The organism is Marixanthomonas sp. SCSIO 43207 (genome assembly GCF_019904255.1).
Lineage (GTDB): Bacteria > Bacteroidota > Bacteroidia > Flavobacteriales > Flavobacteriaceae > Marixanthomonas.
Genome location: NZ_CP063203.1, coordinates 350,730 through 368,551, shown reverse-complemented (window position 1 = coordinate 368,551; position 17,822 = coordinate 350,730). Strand labels below are relative to the sequence as shown.

Sequence of the window (17,822 nt, the reverse complement as noted above, 5' to 3'; positions counted from 1 at the left end):
AACTACTGAAGTATTCAGAAATGAAAAAAATTTTCGTCATCTTTTTGTTGTTTCCTTTTTTGAGTTGTGATTCAGATAAAGGATTAAACTGTTTTCAAGCAGCGGGCGATATTATTCAAGAAGAATTTACTGTAGACCCATTCAATAAAATAACTGTTTGGGAACGCACTCAATTGATTATCAAACAAGGTGAAACACAAAAAGTAATCGTAGAAACTGGTGATAACCTACTCAATGATATAGAAGTTGAGGTAAAAGATGGTGTGTTAAACCTTAGAAACACCAATGGATGTAACCTAGTGCGCGATTATGGAATTACAAAAGTTTATGTAACCGCACCAAATCTTGAACGTATACGCAACAGTTCTGGTTTGGCTGTTTTGGGAGTTGGTACACTTTCATATCCTTTTTTGGCATTAATAAGTGAAGATCAAGAGAGTGAAGATGCTTTTCATATAGATGGAGATTTTAAATTAAAACTAGACGTTCAAAACTTGCAGATTGTGGCAAACGGATTATCAAATTTCTTTTTATCCGGAAAAGCCAAACGAGCTAATTTCGGAATATTTGCCGGTGATGCAAGAATTGAAGCGCCCAACTTAATAATTGATAATTTGATGCTTTTTCACCGCGGAACTCAGGATATGATTGTAAATCCGCAAGAATCTATAAAAGGTGAAATAGTAAGTTTGGGTAACGTGATAGCCAAAAATAGACCACCAATTGTTGAAGTTGAACAATTATACAGAGGACGTCTTATTTTTGAGGACTAGTTAATTCTACAAATAGCTTTTCAAGCGTCGTATTTTTTTGATGCAGCTGAAGGATTTTTAAACCATTATCGTGTGCAAAATCAAAGACTTCGCTCCGCATATCCTTTTGGGTAGAAAAATAGATGTTATAAATAAAGTGTCCGCCAGGATTTTCAATTTTGGTTACATTCGGCAATTTTTGCAAAGCAACAGTTTCAACTCTGTAATCAAACTCTACTTCAACAATTTGTTGTTGACCAGATTGTAATTCAGCAAGGTTTTTATTAAGCACGATAGACCCTTTATTAATGATAATCACACGGTCACAAATAGCTTCTACCTCCTGCATAATGTGAGTAGATAATAGCACTGTTTTTTCTTTACCAATGCTTTTTATTAATTCTCTAATTTCTATTAATTGATTTGGGTCTAAGCCTGTAGTTGGTTCATCAAGAATAAGAACCTCAGGGTCGTGAAGCAGTGCGCTGGCGATACCTACTCGTTGTCTATATCCTTTTGATAGTTGTTGAATTTTTTTATTAGCTTCGGGTGATAGTCCTGTGCGTTCAATAATTTTTTCTATTTCACTCTTTGAGGTTTTATATATTTCAGCTTGAAAATGAAGAAACTCTCGCACATACATATCAAGGTACAACGGATTGTGTTCAGGTAAATAACCAACACTTTTTTGAACCTTAAAATCATCTTTAGAAACTTCAAAACCATTAACACTTGCTTTTCCTTCTGAAGTCGGAAGATAGGTTGTCAATATTTTCATTAAGGTAGATTTCCCAGCGCCATTAGGTCCTAAAAACCCTACGATCTCACCGGTTTTAATACTGAATGATACGGAGTTTAACGCTTTTTGCGTTCCGTAGGTTTTTGTAATATTTGTGACGTTTATTGACATACTTTATAAAAAAACAAAGCTACATAAATTTCTTTCTGTGTAAGGTTTAAAATTTACTTAAAACGTTTTCAAAATGATATATAAATAGGTATTTTAGCCACTTATAAAAGAGAAAAAAAAGATGTTCAATTTTTCAACATATTGGTGGCATTTATATAAACTGTAACCTATTGGGATTATTGTACATATTATATTATATAAAAGTCCCATTGTGGGGCTTTTTTTATTTTTAAAACTATGCAAAACAGTAAAAAATTACGTAATTGGTTAGATGCTTTTGGCTTAGAACATCCATTGGTAATCGCAGGTCCTTGTAGTGCCGAAACGCAAGAACAAGTATTAAAAATTGCGCATCAATTAAAAGAAACAGATGCAACAGTATTGCGTGCCGGTATCTGGAAACCTAGAACTCGTCCGGGCAACTTTGAAGGAGTAGGAGCTTTGGGTTTAAAATGGTTGCAAGAAGCAAAAAACCAAACTGGAATGTTGACTACAACCGAAGTTGCCAACCCAAATCACGTAGATTTGGCACTTAAACACAACGTTGATATTCTATGGATTGGTGCTAGAACAACTGTGTCGCCATTTGTTGTACAAGAAATTGCTGATGCCTTAAAAGGAACAAATAAAACAGTACTGATTAAAAATCCTGTAAATCCAGATTTAGCACTATGGCTAGGAGCTGTTGAACGATTTTACAGTGCAGATATTCACAACTTGGGTGTAATCCATAGAGGTTTTTCAACTTATGAAAAATCAAAATATCGTAATAACCCAGAATGGCAAATACCAATTGATCTTCAAAATCAATTTCCAGATTTACCGTTAATACTAGATCCATCACATATTGCCGGAAACCGTGATATAATATTTGAATTATGTCAAACTGCTTTAGATCTTAATTATGACGGTCTTATGGTAGAAACACATTATGATCCTGACAATGCGTGGAGTGATGCCAAACAACAAATCACTCCTAAAACGTTAGATCAAATGACCGTAGATCTGCGCATCAGGAAAAAAGGAGATGACAAAGTTGAATTTAACAATGAATTGAGTAAACTTCGCGCTCAGATTGATGTAATCGATGATAAGATTGTGCAAATGATGGGTAAACGAATGAATATAGCCGAAAATATAGGTGAGCTTAAAAAAGAACACAACGTGGCTATTTTACAAGTAAAGCGTTGGAACGAAATTTTAGGCAGAATGATATTGGCAGGAGAACACAATCATTTAAGTGAGGAATTTATCCTTAGACTTTACAAAGCTATTCACCAAGAATCCATTGCGCACCAAAAAAACGTTTTTAATGAGTAATTACATTCAATTTATTTTCAGACTTTTGTATTAATGAAAGGCACTGTTTATAAATCAACCGGAAGCTGGTACACCGTAAAGTCACAACAAGGTGAGTTTTATCAATGCCGTATAAAGGGAAAATTTAGAATAGGTGGGATAAAAAGCACCAATCCTGTTGCAGTAGGTGATCATGTTGTTTTTGATGTTGAAACCAAAGGAGATGAGACCATTGGCGTTATTCATACTATTGAAACACGCGATAATTACATTATTAGAAAATCTGTAAACCTTTCAAAACAAACACATATAATTGCTACCAATATTGATGTTGCGTTTCTATTAATAACTCTTAATAACCCAACAACATTTACGGCTTTTATTGATCGTTTTTTGGTAACTGCAGAAGCTTATCACGTAAAAGCAGTACTACTTTTTAATAAAATTGACTTATACAACGAAGAAGAACTGCTAGAGATTAAATATCTGGCCGCACTTTACCGAAAAATAGGATATGAGTGTATTGGTATCTCAGCAAAAACAGGAAAAAATATACACAAGGTAAAAGACCTTATGCAAGATAAAGTTACACTATTCTCTGGTCATAGTGGAACCGGCAAATCTACGTTGGTCAACGCAATTGAACCCGGTTTAAATTTGAAAACCGCAGAAATATCTGAACAACATCAACAAGGGCAACATACCACAACATTTGCTGAAATGCATGATCTTAGTTTTGGTGGTCAAATAATTGATACTCCCGGTATTCGTGGGTTTGGCGTTGTTGAAATTGATAAAGAAGAACTAGGTAATTATTTCCCTGAATTTTTTGAACGCAAACAAGATTGTAAGTTTAATAACTGCCTTCACATCAATGAACCCAATTGTGCTATTAAAGAAGCGCTTGAAAATTCAGAAATTGCTTGGTCACGCTATAAAAGTTATTTGCAAATTCTAGAAGGTGAAGATGATGGTTACCGAAAAGATGTTTACAAAAAAGATTAAGGAATTACGCGATACCCCAACAATGAAAGTTGTAACAAAAAAACGATAAATTGTAAAACTCAAAATAAATTTATGCGAATTATTCTACAACGAGTTAAAGAAGCTTCAGTAACTGTAAATAAAGAAGTTGTTTCAAAAATTGATCAGGGATTTTTAATTTTATTAGGAGTTGAAGCAGAAGATACTCAAGATGATATCGATTGGTTATGTAGAAAAACTTCGAGATTGCGAATTTTTTCAGATGAACAAGACGCAATGAATTATTCTATACAAGATGTGGGTGGAGATGTGATTGTAGTAAGTCAATTTACATTACATGCAAGTACAAAAAAAGGGAACAGACCTTCATTTGTTAAAGCTGCAAAACCAAATTTTGCTGAAGATTTATACCAGAAATTTACTGAAAGCCTAGAGAAAGAAATAGGTAAGAAGGTGCAAACCGGAGTCTTTGGAGCTATGATGGACGTGCAATTAATTAATGATGGACCAGTTACAATTTTTATAGACTCAAAAAAAAGAGAATAATTTTCACATTTATTTAACAAAACTATTATATTCGCACCCATGCGAAAGATAGTTGCCCTAAGTTTATTTCTAGCATCTTTTGTAACCACTTTTTCACAAGAAGCCCAATTTTCTATCAGTGAGTTATCAAAAGAGCTAACAGAAAATGCCAATAGTATTTTATTGGATGAAAAAATAGAAATTGATGTTACCGAAAATGACCGTATGCGCTATAGCAATTATAGGGCTGTAATGGTACTGAATAAAAAAGGTAACAATAATACAGATGCCTACGTGCATTATGACGATGACACGAGAGTTAAAGACCTTGAAGCCTGGGTTTATGACGCTATGGGAAATGAAATTGCCCATTTTAAAGAGCGCGATTTTAAAGACATTAGTGCATCAGACGGATTTTCAATTTACAACGATGACCGTGTAAAACATCTAGACTACACCCCAACCGTATACCCATATACGTTAGTTTTCAAATCTGAAAAGGAAAGTAATACAACTGCTTTTATACCAAGATGGTTCCCAATAGGCGGGTATTATACTTCTACAAAAAACAGTGAGTTTGTAGTTAAGTTTAACCCAAATAACAAACCAAGAATATTAAAACAAAACCTTGATGGATATAATATTTCTGTAACTGAAACCCCAAATTCTTTTGTTTGTACCGCCAATAACATTACCGGAATTAGATATGAAGATTACAGCCCTTATTATAAAAACATATTACCACACGTAAAGTTTTCTCTTAATAATTTTTATCTCAAAGGTGTACCAGGCAGCGGTAAAAACTGGAAAGAGTTTGGTTCTTGGATGGATAAAAAGTTACTTGCAAAGGTTAGTAACCTTCCTCCCGCAACAATTGCAAAAGCAAAACAATTGGTAGCAAATGAAACCACCAATTTGGGTAAAGCAAAAAAAATATATGAATACCTTCAAAATAAAGTTAGATACATCAGTGTACAAATAGGTATAGGAGGATGGAAACCCATGCTGGCAGAAGATGTAGACAAATTAAGCTATGGAGATTGTAAAGCATTAACAAACTACACAAAAGCACTCTTAGACGTTGTAGGGGTTCCTTCTTATTATACCGTTTTATACGCCGGAGAAGATGAGGTAGATTTCAATTCAGAATTTTCAATTCTTGAAGGTAATCACGCCATTCTAGGTATACCAGACGGAGATGATATCGTTTGGTTAGAATGTACTAGTCAAGATGTGCCTTTTGGCTACGGTGGTAATCATATAGATAATAGAGATGTACTCATAGTAACACCTGAAGGCGGTAAAATAGTTCGTACCAAATCATACACTTATAAAGAAAATCTAGAAAAAAATGTAGCAGAAGTAAGTGTACATGTGACTGGAAGTGTTGAAGCTCACGTAACCACAGTTTCAAAAGGGCTGCAGTATGATGATAAAATTTATCTTGAAAAGCTAGATACAGATGATCTTGAGAAACGCTATAAGCAAAAATGGGGGCATATTAACGGCTTTGTCATTGAAAGCGTACAGCTCAATAACAATAAAGATGATATTGTTTTTTCAGAAAAACTGTCAATTACTATCCCAAATTATTGTTCGAGTATTGGTAACGACTTACTGTTTTCATTAAATGTGTTTACACAATCTGTAAATGTACCTCCTCGTTTTCCGAATCGAAAACAAAAACTACACATAGCCGAAGGTTTTACCGAAAGCGATACAGTAACAATTACCATAGATGAAAGCTTAGCTGTTGATAGCCTTCCGGAAGCTGTGAGTATTGAAAATAAATTTGGAAGCTACGCTTTTTCAGTTTCTGAAATTTCAAATAATACTTTACAATACACAAGAACATATACACTAAAAAAAGGAACTTTCCCCGCCACAGATTATAAACAATACCGATCCTTTTTAAGACGCATTTCAAAAATGGATCAAGCAAAAATTCTTTTAACACAGAACACCAAATAATTTACAATTATGAAATTTTTATTTACTTTTTTAATTACACTATGCACACTTCAAGTCGGGTTTTCTCAAGACTTTAGATTCGGGAAAGTTTCAAAAGAAGAACTTTTAGAAAAACAACACCCAACAGATTCTACTGCAGATGCAGCAATACTTTACAGAGAAATAAAATCTTACTTTGAGTTTTCTACAAATGAAGGTTTTTATTTAAGAACAGATGTTTTTGAGCGTATTAAGATTTATAATAAAGACGGTTTTGATTGGGCCAATAAAAAGGTAAAGTTGTATCAAAGTAGCACCGGATCTGATGAAGAAATAAAAGGGCTAAAGGGTTACACTTATTTTCTTGAAGGAGATAAAATTCAAGACGTAAAATTACGCAATGATGGTATTTTTGAGGAAGAGGCTAGTGAATTTTTAGAATTAACTAAATTTACAATGCCAAATGTTAAAGAAGGCTGTGTTATTGAATATGAATATTCAGTTACATCACCTTTTATAACTAATATAGACGAGTATCGTTTTCAAGAACAGATACCGGTTAATAAAGTATCAATGGAGTTTCAAGCTCCAGAGTATTTTAGTTATAAAACTCACCAAAGAGGCTGGATTCCTTTTAGAATACAGACTAGTACAGATTACATGAATATTAATTTAGGTTCAATTAGCTCAAGATCTTCTTGGGGAAATAGAGGAGGAAACACCGGAAATAAAGTAAGAAGTAATACAACGTCAGTACTTGAAAATGTTTATTCAGTAATAGTTAATGATGTTCCTGCTCTTAAAGAAGAAGCTTTTACTAGCAATATTGATAATTTTACAACAGCGTTAAAATTTGAATTATCTTATACCAAGTTTCCAAATTCTACTTTAGAAATGTATACCACTACTTGGGAAGATGTTTCAAAATCTATTTATGATTCTGATGCGTTTGGAGGTCAGTTAAAACGCGATAATTATTTTGATGATGAGATTGATAATTTACTGCAGGGAGTAACAAAAGATTCTGAAAAAGTGATTCGCATTTATGAATATGTAAAAGCAAAAATGAATTGGAATTCCTATAAAGGAATTTATACTATGGAAGGCTCCAAAAATGCCTATAAAAACGGTGTTGGTAATGCTTCAGATATTAATCTTTTGCTTGTGAATATGTTGCGATATGCAGGTATACAAGCCAATCCTGTTTTAGTAAGTACTAAATCAAACGGAATACCGCTTTTTCCAACTAGAAATGGATTTGATTATGTTGTAGCAGCAGTAGAAACAAAAAATAATGTAACACTCCTTGATGCTACTAATAAGGAAGGTGAACCTGATATTTTAAAACCTGAACTATTAAACTGGCAAGGTAGATTAATAAGAGAAGATAGAAGTTCTACTTGGGTTTCTTTATATCCAAAGACTCAAGCTTCTCAAAGTACTTTACTTAATTTAAATATTGATGATGCCAATTATGCAGTAAAGGGGTCTGCTCAAAACAGGTATACAGGACATTATGCGTTAAGTCAAAGAAAAAACTATAAAAATATAAAAGAAGAAGACGTGCGCAAATCTCTAGAAAAAAGAAATGGAGATGCAGAACTTTCAAACATCAATTTTGGAAATCTAGAAGAACTTTATAAACCTGTAACCCTTCAATATGATTTTGAAAACTTTGAGGCCCTTGAAGAAATAGGAGGGAAGCTATACTTTTCTCCACTTCTTTTTTTAGCCTTGGAAGAGAACCCTTTTAAAACTAATACACGTCAATACCCAATAGACTTTAGTTACCCTATAAAGGATAGATATATTATCACTGTAAATATTCCTGAAGGCTATAAGGTTGAATCTAAACCTGAAAGTGCTAAATTTGTATTAAACCAAAATGCAGGGTTATTTAGTTATATAATTAATGAAGCAGGTAATAAAATTCAAATTTCTGTAGATTTGGCAATTAATCAACCTGTTATTTCAGCAGATAGTTATGAAGATATAAAGAGATTCTTTCAGGTAATGGTTGATAAAGAAAATGAAAAAATAGTTCTTTCAAAAGTTTAAGAATGAATATTGACAACGCACAACAAGCAGTAGATAATTGGATAAAAGAACACGGAGTACGTTATTTTAATGAACTTACTAACATGGCTCAACTTACTGAAGAAGTAGGTGAGGTTGCCCGCATAATTGCTCGTAGATATGGTGAGCAAAGCGAAAAGGAAAGTGATAAAAATAAAGACCTTGGTGAAGAGTTGGCCGATGTATTGTTTGTTGTGCTTTGTTTAGCAAATCAAACAGGTGTAAACCTAGAAGACGCATTTAATAAAAAACTAGATCTTAAAACCAAAAGAGATCACGACCGCCATCATAACAATGATAAACTTAAATAATGCTTAGTAAAGTTATTAACCATAAAGGGTTTTGGAAATCTGTAGTCACTTTAGGATTAACATTTGTGTTTCTCTTTATATTTATTAAATGGCTTTTTGACGGGTTTAGCCCAACTTTCTTTGAAGATAGAAATCCTTATCTTTTTATTGGAGGTAGTTTATTAGCAGGTTTTTTATATGGTTTTTTTGTTTCCTATGGGAAATTTAAAAAGAAACTAAAACAGTAAAATACATTTCTTAATGAAAGCTGTACTCACCACAAAACCGTTAAAAGAAAACTCAGCTGTCATTCAAGTTTCAGGCTCAAAAAGTGAATCAAACAGATTGTTAATATTACAATCTCAATTTCAGAATTTGAAACTAGAAAACCTTTCTGAAAGTGATGATACTATGGTTTTACAAAAAGCTTTGCTGTCAAATACAGGCGAAGTGAATATTCATCACGCAGGCACAGCTATGCGTTTTTTAACTGCTTATTTTGCATCTCAATCAAAGGCCTCTGTTGTATTGACAGGAAGCGAAAGAATGCAGCAGCGACCCATTAAAGTGCTTGTAGATGCCTTAAAAACTCTTGGCGCAACTATCAAGTATTTAAGTAAAGAAGGATACCCGCCAATTGCAATTGCAGGAAAAAAAATTAGTAATAGCGAGGTGACAATGGCTGCAAATGTAAGTAGTCAATATATTTCGGCTTTACTTTTAATTGCTCCTTCGCTAGAAAATGGCTTGACAATACATCTTGAAAAAAATATTACTTCGGCGCCCTATTTACAAATGACGGTTTCTTTACTTCAAAAAATAGGCGTAGCGTGTACTTTTTCTGAAAATACTATTACGGTAAAACCCACTTCACAAATAGAAGATAAAGCTATTTTAATTGAGTCTGATTGGAGTTCAGCTTCCTATTTTTATAGTATGGTGGCTCTTTCAGAAAAAATGACAGTTACCCTCAAAGGCTATTTTAAAAATAGTTTGCAAGGCGATTCTATTCTAGCTACTATTTATGAATCACTTGGCGTCACAACATCTTATAATGAAGCAGACGCATCTATAACATTATCAAAAAACAATAAACAACTTGCAGAGCACATTATGTTGCATCTTATTGATGCGCCAGATATTGCTCAAACTATTGCTGTTACCTGTTTTGGACTGGGATTGGGTTGTAAATTAACCGGTTTACATACCTTAAAAATTAAAGAAACCGATAGGTTGGTTGCCTTGAAGACTGAATTAGAAAAGCTAGGAGCTCAGGTTAAAATCACAAATGACACTTTAGAATTAATTTCTTCAGAAAAAATACATGAAAAGATAACCATACAAACCTACAATGATCACCGTATGGCAATGGCTTTTGCGCCTTTAGCGTTAAAAAAACAAATACAAATTAATGATGCCGGTGTAGTATCAAAATCATTTCCAACCTTTTGGGAAGACATCCAAAAAACCGGAATACAAGTAGATTTTAAATAATAAATGCTCATTTACTTGACAACCCCTATGTTGAGGTTGTATATTTGCACCTTTTTAAGATAAATATCACTTTCTATGGGAATGAAACTTTCAAATTTCAATTTTGACTTACCAGCCGAATTATTAGCAGAATATCCAGCTTCTAACCGAGACGAAGCCAGACTTATGGTTTTAAACCGAAAAGAGAAAACCATCGAGCATAAAATGTTCAAAGATCTTATTGACTATTTTAATGAAGATGACGTTTTGGTTTTAAACAATACAAAAGTATTTCCGGCTCGTTTATTTGGTAACAAAGAAAAAACAGGCGCTCGTATAGAGGTTTTCTTGTTGCGAGAGTTAAACCCAGAGACAAGACTTTGGGATGTATTAGTAGATCCTGCACGTAAAATACGAATAGGAAACAAACTTTATTTTGGAGATGATGAATCATTGGTTGCTGAAGTAATTGATAACACAACTTCTAGAGGACGTACGCTTCGTTTCTTATTTGATGGATCATATGAAGAATTCAGAAATAAGTTAACTGAACTTGGTGAAACACCATTGCCAAAATATATTAAAAGAGATGTAGAACCAGAAGATGCAGATAGATATCAAACTATTTATGCAAAAGAAGAAGGAGCAGTAGCAGCACCTACTGCAGGACTTCACTTTTCAAAACATTTATTGAAACGTCTAGAAATAAAAGGAATCAATTTTGCTGAAGTAACATTACACGTAGGTTTGGGAACCTTTAGCCCTGTTGAGGTTGAAGATCTTTCAAAGCACAAAATGGATTCTGAAGAAATTATTCTTCCTCAAAGTTCTGTAGACGTAATCAACACAGGAATAGAAAGAAAAAAACGTGTGTGCGCAGTAGGAACTACAGTAATGAGAGCTTTAGAAAGTTCAGTTTCATCAAATAATATGCTCAATACGTATGCAGGATGGACAAATAAATTTATTTTTCCACCATATGATTTTAGTATTGCAAACTGTATGGTTACAAACTTTCATACACCAAAATCTACTTTGTTAATGATGGTTTCAGCTTTTGCAGGACACGATTTTATCAAAGAAGCTTATGAAGAAGCAGTAAAAGAAAAATACCGTTTTTATACATATGGAGATGCTATGTTAATTTTATAGTACTTCCATATTATAACATTTAAAATCCTGATGGTTCATCAGGATTTTTTTTGTTTATAGAGAAAAAGGATTTTCTACTTTCAAAATAATAAAGTATCTTGTAGTGTTGTAATATATTCAGCAGCAAGTGTGTATGAAAAAAATTACTTTTTTCTTATTTATTATCTTATTTATACCTTTCGCTTTTTCTCAAGAAACTAGCGCAGACTTTCCTATAAGCTATCGTGTTTCTACTGAAAATATTGAGCCTATAATCTTGCCACCTTTAGATCTTTCTGCTATTCAGCAAGAAGATAGTATTAATGATCTTGATAAAACGTTGCCCTGGCGCTATGGAGTAAAGCGTACTATTAAAGTTGATATTCATAAAGAAGGCCAAGTGACAACTTTACAAAATGGTGATAAACTATGGCGAGTAGCTATTAAATCTCCCAACGCTTTAAACTTAAGTGTAAATTTTGACAATTTTTACATACCCAATGGGGCACAATTGTTTCTATACAATACAGATTATACAGACGTTCTTATTCCGCTATCAAATAAGCAAAACAGAGAGAACCAGCAGCTAGGTTCTTGGTTTGTAAACGGTGATGTTATTTGGATAGAATATTTTGAACCAAAAAATGTAAATGAAAATGTATCGCTAACGATAGGTAGCTTAATTCATGGGTATCGAATGAATCAAGTTGAGGATTATGCTCTAGGTAAACGAGGGTTTAATGATTCTGGAGACTGTAACTATGATGTTAATTGTTCTATTGGCGAAGATTTTGATTCAAAAAAAGACATCCTTAAAAAAGCAATTGCGTTACTTAACTTAGGAAATGGTTATTTGTGTTCTTCGGTTTTAGTTAATAACACAAATAATGATAAAACACCTTATTTACTTACAGGAAATCACTGCCTTGATAACAGTGATCCTGCATTTTGGTCAATTCGATTTAATTGGATGAGTCCAAGTCCTGTTTGCGGAGAGGGTGAGCCAAGTTCAGATATACAGACAAACTTTACTATGAGTGGCGCCGAATTAAAGGCTAACAATGCTCTTAGTGATTTTGCTTTAGTTCAACTTTACAATGACGTACCAGAATCTTGGGACGTATCTTTTGCAGGGTGGGATGTTACCGATAATTTACCAGAGTTTGAGGTAGGTATTCATCATCCTAATGGAGATATTATGAAAATATGTAGAGACAATACAGGAGCAGTAAAAGAAACTGCTAATGGAACAGAGGTTTGGCTCATAGGAGGTGTATCACAAGGTGTAGGTGATGGTTGGGAAATAGGAACTACAGAAAGCGGCTCATCCGGTTCGCCATTATTTAATGAAAACGGAAAGATAATTGGGCAATTATATGCAGGAAATGCTTTTTGTGACGGTATAAATGGTAATAATGATTATGATATTTACGGAAGATTGGCCGTTTCTTGGGATGCTGGATCTTCAGAAGATAAACGCTTAAAGGAGTGGCTTGACCCTTTAAATACGGGACAAACACAACTTGAGACTATTCAGAATATATTAAATGTTACAGAGTTTGAAATAACGGGTGAGCTGAAGATTTACCCAAATCCTGCTTCAGATATTATAACCGTAATGAACAGTAGATATCCAAATCTTTTATACAGTATTTACAATGTTGCAGGTCAACAGCTTAATAGAGGAACTGTTTCAAATACTATGAATACAATTTCTGTAGCTCAATTGGCAGAAGGTGTTTACTTTTTAAAGTTGACCGATGCAGATAGTGATTCACATATTACCAAAAAAATTATTGTTACTCGATAGTTATTCAACTCTTTTGGTACTCATAAATACTTCATAATCTTTCTGTAAACTAATATCTAAATAGTAATTTTGCAACTTATGGTTTCAGAAAAAAAAGATATTAGATCCTTATCAAAGCAAGAATTGCGTGATTTTTTTGTGAGTATTGGTGATAAAGCTTTTAGGGGCAATCAAGTTTATGAATGGCTATGGAATAAAGGTATTCATAACTTTGAAGATATGACCAATATTTCAAAGGAAACACGTGCGCACCTTGAAGAAAACTTTGTGATTAATCATATTGAGGTTGATAGCCTTCAAAAGAGTGGTGATGGTACAATTAAAAATGCTGTAAAACTTCACGATGGTTTTGTTGTAGAGTCTGTTTTAATTCCTACAAAATCTAGAACTACAGCTTGTGTTTCTTCTCAAGTGGGTTGCAGTTTGGACTGCAAATTTTGCGCAACATCTCGATTAAAGCGTATGCGTAATTTAAATCCTGATGAGATTTTTGATCAAGTAGTCGCTATTCATAAAGAGAGTTTGCTTTATCATGATAAACCCTTATCAAATATTGTGTATATGGGAATGGGCGAGCCGCTTATGAATTATAAAAATGTCCTTGAATCTATAAAGATGATAACATCAGAAGAGGGCTTAGGAATGTCGCCTAAAAGAATTACGTTGTCTACTTCTGGAGTTCCAAAAATGATAAAAAAACTGGCTGATGATGAGGTTAAGTTTAATCTAGCTGTTTCGTTACACTCTGCCATTCAAGAAACACGTGAGCAAATAATGCCATTTGCAAAAAGTTTTACGTTACCCGATTTAAGAGAATCACTAGAGTATTGGTATGCAAAAACAAAGCGGCGTATTACTTATGAGTATATTGTATGGAAAGGTATCAATGATTCGGAAAAAGATGTAGATGCTCTTGTTGAGTATTGTAAGTCAGTTCCTTGTAAAATAAACCTGATAGAATACAATCCAATTGATGATGGAGCGTTTCAACAAGCAAACGATTCTGCAATAGATTTATACATTCAAAAACTTGAAAGAAATAAAATACCTGTTACAGTACGCAGAAGCCGTGGAAAGGATATTGATGCAGCTTGTGGGCAATTAGCAAATAAAAGTTAAGAGCTACCTTTTCAGTTAGGAGCATAAAAAAAGAGCGGTTGTTTTATAACAACCGCTCTTTAGGTTTAAGATTGTATTAAACTTACTTGATAGCAAACTTTACAGTCTTCTTAGCACCATCAATGTTAATAGTAGCTAGGTAAACTCCAGAGTTAAGTCCAGATAAGTTTACAGTTTCGTTAGTGTTACCTAATTTTTGAGAAACTACTTGCTGTCCTAATACATTGTGAATGTTTACAGATTGCATTGGAGAATTAGCTCTAAGAGATAATACATTGTTGTTTACAAAGTAGTTAAATCCGTCAAAAGCTTGATCTTCTACGCTTAATGATTCAGAAACTTCTAATCTGTCAATACCAATGTAGTTAGAGTTTGCACCAGTAGGTCCAGCATCTGTTACAAAGTAACGTAATGCGATTCTTGTGTTGGTTTCACCAGTAAGACCTGATACAGTAAACTCTTGTACTGGCTCCCAAGATTCTGGGTATCCACCTACATTAAGATCTGGGTTGATAGATCCTAATAATTCAGTATAAGAACCTACATCACCAGCAGTTGGAGCAGTACCAGATCCATCAGGATCAAGACGAACTTCTAATCTGTCTGGGAATGAACTATCATCACCAGTTCTTGTGTAAAAAGTGATTACATCACCGTTTTCAAGATCAAGAGCAGGAAGAATTAAGTAAAGATCAATTAAAGATCCAGCTGTTGCGTTAAAGTTCATTCCTAAATAAGAGTCATCAGCACCATCAAATGATACAAAAACATCTGTATTTCCCTGGAAAATATCAGTGTTTGGTGAATCACTTACGTTTACTACATCATAGTCTGTTAAGGTTGTGATATCATCAAAACCTTCAGAAATTAATTGTGCGTTTACCGCAAATACTGCAAAAAATGCAGCTAAAAATGTAATTTTCTTCATAATAATATTTGTTTTTTAGTTTCCGCTAATATATGAAATAATTTTAAATAATTAGAACTTTTAGTAGTGTTTCTACTATTTTTGGGGGTTAAATGAAAATAGTTTCTCAAATAAAACTCCCTATCGAGACCGAAATGGAACTTTTTGAAAAAAAGTTCTCCGGGGCCATGTCGTCAAAAGTGGCGTTATTAAATAGAATTACACATTATGTTGTAAACCGTAAAGGAAAACAAATGCGCCCTATGTTTGTTTTTCTTATTGCAAAAATGACAGGAAACGGTGCTGTTCAAGAACGTACCTATCGAGGTGCTTCGGTTATTGAACTTATTCATACTGCAACGCTAGTTCATGATGATGTAGTAGATGATAGTAATAGAAGACGCGGTTTTTTCTCCATCAATGCCCTTTGGAAAAATAAAATTGCAGTACTGGTTGGGGATTATTTGTTGTCTAAAGGACTATTACTTTCCATAGATAACGATGATTTTGATTTGCTGAAGATCATTTCAGTAGCGGTTCGTGAAATGAGTGAAGGCGAGTTGCTTCAAATAGAAAAAGCCAGAAGACTTGATATAACTGAAGATATATACTTTGATATCATTCGGCAAAAAACTGCCACGTTAATTGCTGCTTGTTGTGCAATGGGGGCACAATCTGTTAATGCTCCTAAAGAAGAAGTAGAGGCTATGCGTCAATTTGGTGAATTAATTGGAATCGCTTTTCAAATTAAAGATGATCTTTTTGACTATGGAGATGAAAAAATAGGGAAACCAACAGGGATTGATATCAAGGAACAAAAAATGACACTTCCGTTAATTTATTCCTTAAACAACACTTCCGAAAAAAATAAACGCTGGCTTATTAATTCGGTTAAAAACCATAACAAAGATAAAAAGCGAGTTAAGGAGGTTATTGCTTTTGTAAAAGATAGCGGCGGACTTGACTACGCTATTTCGAGGATGAAAGATTATCAACAACAAGCATTAGCGATACTTCAATCTTACCCAAACTCACCTTATAAAGAATCGTTGGAGTTGATGGTAAATTATGTGATAGATAGAAAAAAATAATTTTTTTAAGCTATCAGGCAACCCTTTCTTTTATTCTTGCGTCTATATAATAGAAGCACAAGCGAAGCATATTGTGAAATTGATTTCATTACATAAAAATTATGCTGCTTTAATTACAAAAGCAAAAAAAGGCAACCGAAAAGCTCAGCATGGGCTTTATCAAATGTTTGCCCCAAAAATGTTAAGTGTTTGTAGGCAGTATATTAAAAGTGATGATCTGGCAGAAGCCACAATGCTCAAAGGATTTTATAAAGTATTTACAAAATTAGACTCCTTTAGTGATCAAGGTAGTTTTGAAGGTTGGATAAGAAGAATAATGGTAAACGAATCTATTAGCGAATTAAGAAGACAAAAAAAGCTACTGTTTAATGATGAATCTCAACTTGAAAACTCGCTTGAATACGCCTCACACATTAAAACAGATTTTGCGGTTGAAGAAATTCAAAAGATGATCGATGAGTTGCCCGAAGGATACAAAACCGTTTTTGTTCTTTACGCTGTAGAAGGGTATAAGCACAGTGAAATAGCCGAATTACTTAAAATAAGTGAAGGAACCTCAAAATCTCAATTATCAAAGGCTCGTAAAATGCTTCAAAAAATGATTACTCACCAAAACAACGTGAATTATGGAACCCAATAAATTTGAAGAAACCATTCGCGAGAAGTTACAAGAAAGAGAGATGCAACCATCTAGTGAGGCTTGGGAACAACTCAATGCTCAACTAGGAAATACAAAAAAGTCAAAAAATAGAATCGTTTGGTATGCTGTTGCCGCAAGCTTGGTGAGCATTATTGTAGTAGGTTCTTTAATTTTTAGCAATTCTCAGGCAGTTTCAGATGGTGAAAACCTTGTGACCGCACCTACAAATAAAGAAACTATAGACTTAAGTACAGAACCCGTTAAGGCTTCTCAAGAAATACATTCAGAAAAAATAGCTTCAGAAGCTACTACAGCTCCTGTATCAACTCAAAAAAATAAACCATTACAAACCAAGTCTGTAAAACCACAACCAAAAATTGATAAACAAATAGAAACTCTTTCAGAAAAAAACCAAAATCAAACAGTAGCCTATGAGTCTGTGAATACCAAAGAGGGCAAAACAGACCGGCAGCCAACCAAAACTGAAGAAAACCGTTTTGTTACTAATAAAGTTAACGAAGTGGTAGCTCAAGTGAAAGAGATTCAACATAAAAATAAAGAAGTAACGCCTGCCGAAATTGATGCATTATTGGCACAAGCCGAACGAGAAATTAAAACCAAACAATTTTTACATACAGAAACTAAAAAAGTAGATGCTGCAGCTTTGCTTTTTGATGTAGAAATGGAACTGGAAAAAAGCTTTAGAGACAAGGTTTTTGACGCCCTAGGCGAAGGGTTTAATAAGGTAAGAACTGCAGTTGCAGAGCGAAACGAATAAATTTTATACAAATCAATTCATCAATCAAGTTGTGAGGTACCTCTCTCTTACTAGGGAGAGCTGCCTACCAACACTAAATCACAAAAA

Annotated in this window: 17 protein-coding genes; 15 read left to right on the top strand and 2 right to left on the bottom strand. The window is 33.8% G+C overall.

Annotated features, from left to right (window positions below; all coding sequences use genetic code 11):
- Positions 1–20: 20 nt before the first annotated feature.
- Positions 21–773, top strand: coding sequence for a head GIN domain-containing protein (locus INR76_RS01740; protein ID WP_223108950.1), 753 nt, complete (start codon positions 21–23; stop codon positions 771–773).
- Here INR76_RS01740 and gldA read toward each other — a convergent pair.
- Positions 757–1,662, bottom strand: a complete 906-nt coding sequence (gene gldA / locus INR76_RS01735; RefSeq protein ID WP_223108949.1) for a gliding motility-associated ABC transporter ATP-binding subunit GldA — start codon at positions 1,660–1,662, stop codon at positions 757–759. The genes INR76_RS01740 and gldA overlap by 17 nt on opposite strands.
- Positions 1,663–1,899: 237 nt before the next feature.
- On the opposite strand from gldA, the gene INR76_RS01730 reads away from it, so the two are divergent.
- The 11 genes from INR76_RS01730 to rlmN all read left to right on the top strand — a co-directional run bounded on the left by INR76_RS01730 (position 1,900) and on the right by rlmN (position 14,319).
- On the top strand, positions 1,900–2,982 hold the full coding sequence (locus INR76_RS01730) for a chorismate mutase (RefSeq protein ID WP_223108948.1): 1,083 nt from the start codon (positions 1,900–1,902) through the stop codon (positions 2,980–2,982).
- 33 nt (positions 2,983–3,015) lie between these two features.
- The gene (rsgA, locus tag INR76_RS01725) at positions 3,016–3,966 is read left to right on the top strand and encodes a ribosome small subunit-dependent GTPase A (RefSeq protein WP_223108947.1); all 951 of its coding nucleotides are present in this window, start codon (positions 3,016–3,018) and stop codon (positions 3,964–3,966) included.
- 72 nt (positions 3,967–4,038) lie between these two features.
- Positions 4,039–4,491 carry a D-aminoacyl-tRNA deacylase gene (gene dtd, locus INR76_RS01720; protein WP_223108946.1) on the top strand — a complete coding sequence of 151 codons (453 nt, stop codon included), beginning with the start codon at positions 4,039–4,041 and terminating at the stop codon, positions 4,489–4,491.
- 39 nt (positions 4,492–4,530) lie between these two features.
- Complete coding sequence (locus INR76_RS01715) at positions 4,531–6,441, top strand: DUF3857 domain-containing protein (RefSeq protein ID WP_223108945.1); 1,911 nt, start codon at positions 4,531–4,533, stop codon at positions 6,439–6,441.
- A 9-nt stretch (positions 6,442–6,450) separates the two neighbouring features.
- Positions 6,451–8,478 (top strand): transglutaminase domain-containing protein, encoded by a 2,028-nt coding sequence (locus INR76_RS01710; protein ID WP_223108944.1) that lies wholly within the window; start codon positions 6,451–6,453, stop codon positions 8,476–8,478.
- 2 nt (positions 8,479–8,480) lie between these two features.
- Positions 8,481–8,807, top strand: a complete 327-nt coding sequence (locus INR76_RS01705; RefSeq protein WP_223108943.1) for a nucleotide pyrophosphohydrolase — start codon at positions 8,481–8,483, stop codon at positions 8,805–8,807.
- Positions 8,807–9,034 carry a hypothetical protein gene (locus INR76_RS01700; RefSeq protein WP_223108942.1) on the top strand — a complete coding sequence of 76 codons (228 nt, stop codon included), beginning with the start codon at positions 8,807–8,809 and terminating at the stop codon, positions 9,032–9,034. The genes INR76_RS01705 and INR76_RS01700 overlap by 1 nt, the downstream gene beginning before the upstream one ends.
- A gap of 13 nt (positions 9,035–9,047) precedes the next feature.
- Positions 9,048–10,280 (top strand): 3-phosphoshikimate 1-carboxyvinyltransferase, encoded by a 1,233-nt coding sequence (locus INR76_RS01695; RefSeq protein ID WP_223108941.1) that lies wholly within the window; start codon positions 9,048–9,050, stop codon positions 10,278–10,280.
- 81 nt (positions 10,281–10,361) lie between these two features.
- Entirely contained in the window at positions 10,362–11,411 is a 1,050-nt protein-coding gene (gene queA, locus INR76_RS01690) for a tRNA preQ1(34) S-adenosylmethionine ribosyltransferase-isomerase QueA (RefSeq protein ID WP_223109937.1), read from the top strand.
- Positions 11,412–11,544: 133 nt separating this feature from the next.
- Positions 11,545–13,200, top strand: a complete 1,656-nt coding sequence (locus INR76_RS01685; RefSeq protein ID WP_223108940.1) for a T9SS type A sorting domain-containing protein — start codon at positions 11,545–11,547, stop codon at positions 13,198–13,200.
- A gap of 78 nt (positions 13,201–13,278) precedes the next feature.
- Positions 13,279–14,319, top strand: a complete 1,041-nt coding sequence (rlmN, locus tag INR76_RS01680; protein ID WP_223108939.1) for a 23S rRNA (adenine(2503)-C(2))-methyltransferase RlmN — start codon at positions 13,279–13,281, stop codon at positions 14,317–14,319.
- 82 nt (positions 14,320–14,401) lie between these two features.
- Here the strand turns inward: rlmN and INR76_RS01675 are convergent, their stop codons facing one another.
- The gene (locus INR76_RS01675; protein WP_223108938.1) at positions 14,402–15,247 is read right to left on the bottom strand and encodes a T9SS-dependent choice-of-anchor J family protein; all 846 of its coding nucleotides are present in this window, start codon (positions 15,245–15,247) and stop codon (positions 14,402–14,404) included.
- A 92-nt stretch (positions 15,248–15,339) separates the two neighbouring features.
- Here INR76_RS01675 and INR76_RS01670 point away from each other — a divergent pair, with 92 nt between their 5' ends.
- From INR76_RS01670 to INR76_RS01660, 3 genes are all read left to right on the top strand, one after another.
- Positions 15,340–16,317 carry a polyprenyl synthetase family protein gene (locus INR76_RS01670; protein ID WP_223108937.1) on the top strand — a complete coding sequence of 326 codons (978 nt, stop codon included), beginning with the start codon at positions 15,340–15,342 and terminating at the stop codon, positions 16,315–16,317.
- 73 nt (positions 16,318–16,390) lie between these two features.
- A complete protein-coding gene (locus INR76_RS01665; protein ID WP_223108936.1) occupies positions 16,391–16,957 on the top strand; it encodes an RNA polymerase sigma factor in 567 nt (188 codons plus the stop codon).
- Complete coding sequence (locus tag INR76_RS01660; RefSeq protein ID WP_223108935.1) at positions 16,944–17,735, top strand: hypothetical protein; 792 nt, start codon at positions 16,944–16,946, stop codon at positions 17,733–17,735. Before INR76_RS01665 ends, INR76_RS01660 begins: the two co-directional genes overlap by 14 nt.
- The last annotated feature ends 87 nt before the right edge of the window (positions 17,736–17,822 follow it).